Origin of the sequence: Intrasporangium sp. (genome assembly GCF_040414665.1) — a bacterium.
GTDB lineage: Bacteria > Actinomycetota > Actinomycetes > Actinomycetales > Dermatophilaceae > Intrasporangium.
This window is the reverse complement of sequence record NZ_JBEDUL010000126.1, coordinates 1-4998: the sequence shown is the minus strand read 5'-3', so window position 1 is coordinate 4998 and position 4998 is coordinate 1. Positions and strand designations below refer to the sequence as shown.

Here is a 4998-nt window from a genome sequence, read left to right as displayed (position 1 = left end):
TGGATCTCCGCGGCCGCCCGGGACACGGCACTCGGGGCGCCGCCTGACGGCTCGCCGGCGCACAGCGAGATGACATCGCGACCAGCCGCCCTGAGGACCGCCACCCGGTCGAGGACGTCCATCACCTCGAAGGGTGGCACCTTTGAACGGAGGGATGGCTGGAGCGGGCTCGTCCGGTGGGTCACGAGCCCCAGTCTCCCGCAGCCAGACGCGATGGCTGTGCAGGGGGTGCCGTTCTCGGGGCCAATCAGACGTCGGCCGCCGGACGGGCTTCGAGGATCCGCTTAGCGGTGTCGAGCCCGGCAAGCTCGGTCTCCATGCTCTTCTGCACGATGGGCCCGAGGAACAGCTTCTTGGCCCCGGACAGTGGCGCGGAGATCGAGAACGTCACCTTGGTGCCGCCCTCGACCGGCTCGAAGTCGTAGGCCACGTCAGGCCGAAGAGGACCTGCCACACCGACGAAGGCGACCGTCCGCCCGGGCTCGTACGTCGTCATCCGGATGTCGGCCGGGACGGTGCGACCTCCCGGTCCGGAGACTCGCTGCCGGAACACGGTCCCCACGGCGACCGGGCCCTCGGCCGACACTTCGGCGAGCGAGCTCCGCCACTCCGTCCCCGTCCTTGGATCGGCGAAGTAGTCGAACACCTCGTCGACGGGTCGGGCGATGACGATGGAACGCTGCACACTCGGCATGCCAACCTCCGACCCTCCCTGACCGCCTCCGAGACGCCCTCGACTCTAGTCCTGCGTTCGAGACGGGCGAGGTGGTGCGTCGCCGCCGCCAACGCACCCAGGGCGCGGTTGTCGGCGCATTCGGCCCGGATAACCCGCCGACAACTGACCCGCTGCGCGCCTGTCGGAGGCCCAGCCCCGGCGCGAACTGCACCCTCGACGCGGGGGCGAGCCCAGCGGCATACGGCCGCCACGACCCGCCCAGGTCAGATCCGGGCGTTGATGACCTGGTAGCCCGAGTCCTCGCGGGTGCCACCCATGCCGTCACCGATCGTGCTGTAGTCGGTGACCCACTCGAGCGACCGGATGTACTTGACCATCTTGTACCCCACGTAGGACTCGACCCGGAGGCGCAGCGGAGCCCCGAAGGTCCACGGCAGTGGTTTGTCGTTCATCATCCAGGCGAAGATCGAGTCCTCCTCGCGGCAGTCCTCGATCGGGATCACCGAGTAGAACGGCTCGAGCGGCCGGCCGTCGCTCATGCTCTGGGCGAGGCCGAACGACGTGACCACGAGGAACTTGGCGTCCGCCGGTGGTGGCCCGACGAGGTTCATCACGTCCATGACCCGAGGACCCTTCCACTTGGCGACGCCCGTCCAGCCCTGCATGCACGCGTGCAGGACGATCTGCTCCTGCTGGGGCAGTGCCTTGAGCCGGTCGAAGGGGACCCGCACCGGGTTGTCGGCGGGGCCGATCTCGAGCTCGTAGTCGCGGAAGTCGTGGGCAGCGAGCTCGTGCCACTCCGGGGACTCGTCCGGGGCGGGGTAGCGGCCGTTGGTCCAGTGGTAGGGCGAGATGTCCTTCTCGGTGTAGACGCTGGCGCGGTGCATCCGCGGCTTGAGCCTGTTGAGCGTGACGCGCCGGAAGGGCTCGAGAGCCCCGTAGAGGAACTTCTGGCTGCCGCGCCGGTCGCGGATGCTCAGGTAGCTGATGGCCAGCCAGGCGACGACCACGAGGACGATCGTGCTGATGATGATCGTCGTGGCCTGGGCGACGCGGGCGGGGTCGTACTCCCCGAAGACCATGTGGGTCACGTTGTACTCGCGGTGCGTGATGAAGACCAGGGCGACGTGCACGACGATGAAGAGGCTGAGGAACGCCATGCCGAGGAAGTGGATGGAGCGCGCGGCCTGACGTCCGCCGAAGAGCTTGGGGTACCACGGGAACCGGCCGATGAAGGCCGGCGACATCGTCGGTCCGGTTGCGATCATGAGCGGTGCCGCGATGAACACGACGGTGAAGTACCCGAGCTGCTGCAGGGCGTCGTAGGGGGTGAAGTGCTCGATCGAGGGAATGCCGAAGCCGACGTAGATCTTCAGCGACTCCCACGCTTCGGGGAAGATGCTCCACGACGTCGGGACGATCCGCCGCCACTCACCGGTGAGGAAGAGCAGCGAGACGTAGACGAGGCCGTTGAGGATCCACAGCACGGTGGCCAACCCGTGCCAGTGGCGGCCGAGCCCCGGGTTCCGACCGCCCGGCAAGGTGAGCCAGCTGGGCGGCTCGAGCTCGTCGTCGTGGGCCGTGTAGGCACCCTCCTCGGGAGGCACGACCCGCTTGGTGAACTTGATCCACTCCGTGCCCGGACCGCAGTCGTTGCGCCAGTAGAACCGCGGATGGGTCGCGATGATCTGCCACCCGGACCTGAGCAGCAGTCCGATGAGGAAGAAGTTGAGCAGGTGGGTGACTCTCAGCCAGGCGGGAAAGTCGAACTCGTTCATCGTGGCTCCAGGCAGGCTGCGGGTGGATCTACTACTGTTCGTAGTATTTATTTACACGGCAGGCACCGTGCAAATCAAGTCCACCCGTCGTGCCCCACACCCGAGGCGCCCTCCTGTGGGGCAAGCACACACTGCCATTCGCGCGGGACGGCTGGTAGACAGGCGACACCCCTGGCCCGTCGCAGAAGGGATCGCCCCGTGCCCAGCCCAGCCGACTTCACCTGCTCGATCGTCGAGACACCACGCCTGGCCCTCAACGTCTGGACGAGCGGCCCGGAGAACGGGACGCCCGTGCTCCTCATCCACGGCAACCTCTCGACCGGCGGCTTCTGGAAGTACGTCGCCGCCGAGCTGCCCGACGACGTCCGAGTCATCGCGCCCGACCTGCGTGGCTTCGGCTTGACCGACGCCGAGCCGATCGACGCGACCCGCGGGCTCGCGGACATGGTCGATGACGTCCGCGCCCTGCTCACGACGCTCGGACTGGCCGGCACCGGCAAGGTCAACGCCGTCGGCTGGTCGATGGGGGCCGGCGTGCTCGAGCAGTACCTCCTGGACCACCCCGGCGACCTGGGCAGCCTCACGCTCATCGCGCCGCTCTCGCCGTACGGTTTCGGCGGCACCAAGGGTGAGGATGGCGAGCTGTGCTTCCCCGATGGCGCCGGCAGCGGGGGCGGTGGTGCCAACCCGGAGTTCGTCAGGCGCCTGGCGGCGAAGGACCGCAGCGCGGATGACCCAGCCTCCAGCCCGCGAGTCGTCATGATGACCTACTTCGGACCGGCCGCGAATGCCGGCAACGTCGACGAGGAGTTCCTCGTCGACGAGCTGCTGACGACACGGACGGGCGAGGACTTCTACCCCGGCGACTCGAAGCCGTCGGAGAACTGGCCGACGCTCGCACCGGGCGACCGCGGCATCCTCAACACGATGACGCCGACGCACTTCAACGCCTCGGCCATCGCCGACCTGGCCCCCAAGCCGCCGATCACCTGGCTGCGCGGCACCGAGGACAAGATCGTCAGCGACCAGTCCCTCTTCGACCTGGCCACCCTCGGCGCGCTGGGCGCCGTGCCCGGCTGGCCCGGGGCCGACGTCCTGCCCTCACAACCGATGGAGGCGCAGATGAGGTCCGTCCTTGCCGCCTACGCGGCGAACGGCGGGAAGACCAAGGAGGTCGTCCTCCAGGGCATCGCGCACGGCATCCCACTCGAGGTACCCGGACGCGTCGCCGAGGAGATCGTGGAGATCCTCGTGCGCTGAGGCGGGGCGGCTCCGTGGCCGGCTTGGAGTCGAGCGGGTCCATTATCTACAGTTGGCTCCGTGAAAAACAACCGGTCGGGTGTGGCGCTCTCGCGAGCGGTCTTCCTCGTCCCGGCCGGGCTGGCCATGCTGGCCGGGGTCAACGCCGCGCTGCTGCTCGTCGGGGTCGCCGCGCCGGTGCAGTCGGAGCGGCTGGGCGACCTCCACGGCATGCTCATGGTCGGCGGCTTCCTTGGCACCCTCATCGCCATGGAGCGCGCGGTCGCGCTCCGCCACCCGCTGGGCTACCTCGCGCCGGGGCTCCTCGGGACGGGGGCACTCGCGCTCATCAGCCCCGCGCCCATGCAGCTCGGCCAGCTGCTCCTCGTCGACGGCAGCATCGCCTTCGTGGCGGTGTATGCCGCGCTGTGGCGGCGCAACCACGATGATGTCGTCGTCGTCGAACTACTCGGCGCGGTCCACCTCACCATCGCCGCGCTCCTGTGGCTCCGCGTCGACATGCCGTGGCTCATGCCATGGCTCGTCGGCTTCCTCGTCCTCACCATCTGCGCCGAGCGGGTCGAGCTCGCCCGCCTCGCCATGCCGACAAGCGGCGGCCGGACGCTCGTCCTCCATGCCGCCGCGCTGACCGTGGCGCTCGTGCTGACCCTCGTCTCTGCCGAAGCAGGGGCACGCGCCACCGGGCTCGTCATCGCCTCACTCGTCGTCTGGCTCGTCCGCCACGACGTCGCCCGTCGGACCATCCGGACCACCGGACTCCCCCGCTTCAGCGCGGGCGCTCTGCTCGGCGGCTATGCCTGGCTCCTGCTCGCCGCCGTCACTTGGGTGGTGGCCGGGGCCCAGACCGAGGGCGCCCTCTACGACGTCGTCATCCACGCGGTCATGCTCGGCTTCGCCATTTCCATGGTGATGGCCCACGCACCGATCATCCTTCCCGCGGTGCTCAAGCGACCGCTTCCCTATCGACCGGTCATGTGGATCCCCTTGGTGCTCATGCACATCGGCCTCGCAATCCGCATCTTCGCCGGCGATCTGGCTGGGTTGCGGACGCTGTGGCAGGTCGGCTCGATCATCAACATCGTCGCCCTGCTTCTCTTCTTCGCGATCGCTGCGGGATCGAGCATCGCAGGCGTCACCCCGCTGAAAAGGACAACCTCATGAGCACCCGCGGTTCGTGGTTCATGCGCGACCGGCCCGTCGTCATCTGGCTGATGGTGGCACTGCTGGTCAGCCTGGTCCACCCGTTCTTCGCCTACTCGCGGTGGCTCATGGTCCACCTCGTCG

The 4998-nt window shown here is 68.6% G+C and carries 4 protein-coding genes and 1 pseudogene; 2 read left to right on the top strand and 3 right to left on the bottom strand.

Going from position 1 to position 4998, the window contains the following annotated elements; translation table 11 throughout:
• From ABF401_RS13165 to ABF401_RS13155, 3 genes and pseudogenes are all read right to left on the bottom strand, one after another.
• Window positions 1-185 (bottom strand): annotated as a pseudogene (locus ABF401_RS13165) (aspartate aminotransferase); the annotation flags it as partial.
• 62 nt (window positions 186-247) lie between these two features.
• A complete protein-coding gene (locus ABF401_RS13160; protein ID WP_353510017.1) occupies window positions 248-694 on the bottom strand; it encodes an SRPBCC family protein in 447 nt (148 codons plus the stop codon).
• A gap of 245 nt (window positions 695-939) precedes the next feature.
• Complete coding sequence (locus tag ABF401_RS13155; RefSeq protein ID WP_353510016.1) at window positions 940-2454, bottom strand: molybdopterin-dependent oxidoreductase; 1515 nt, start codon at window positions 2452-2454, stop codon at window positions 940-942.
• 198 nt (window positions 2455-2652) lie between these two features.
• Here ABF401_RS13155 and ABF401_RS13150 point away from each other — a divergent pair, with 198 nt between their 5' ends.
• Both ABF401_RS13150 and ABF401_RS13145 read left to right on the top strand, forming a co-directional pair.
• Window positions 2653-3714, top strand: coding sequence for an alpha/beta hydrolase (locus ABF401_RS13150; protein WP_353510015.1), 1062 nt, complete (start codon window positions 2653-2655; stop codon window positions 3712-3714).
• A gap of 60 nt (window positions 3715-3774) precedes the next feature.
• Window positions 3775-4875 carry a DUF8744 domain-containing protein gene (locus ABF401_RS13145; protein WP_353510014.1) on the top strand — a complete coding sequence of 367 codons (1101 nt, stop codon included), beginning with the start codon at window positions 3775-3777 and terminating at the stop codon, window positions 4873-4875.
• The last annotated feature ends 123 nt before the right edge of the window (window positions 4876-4998 follow it).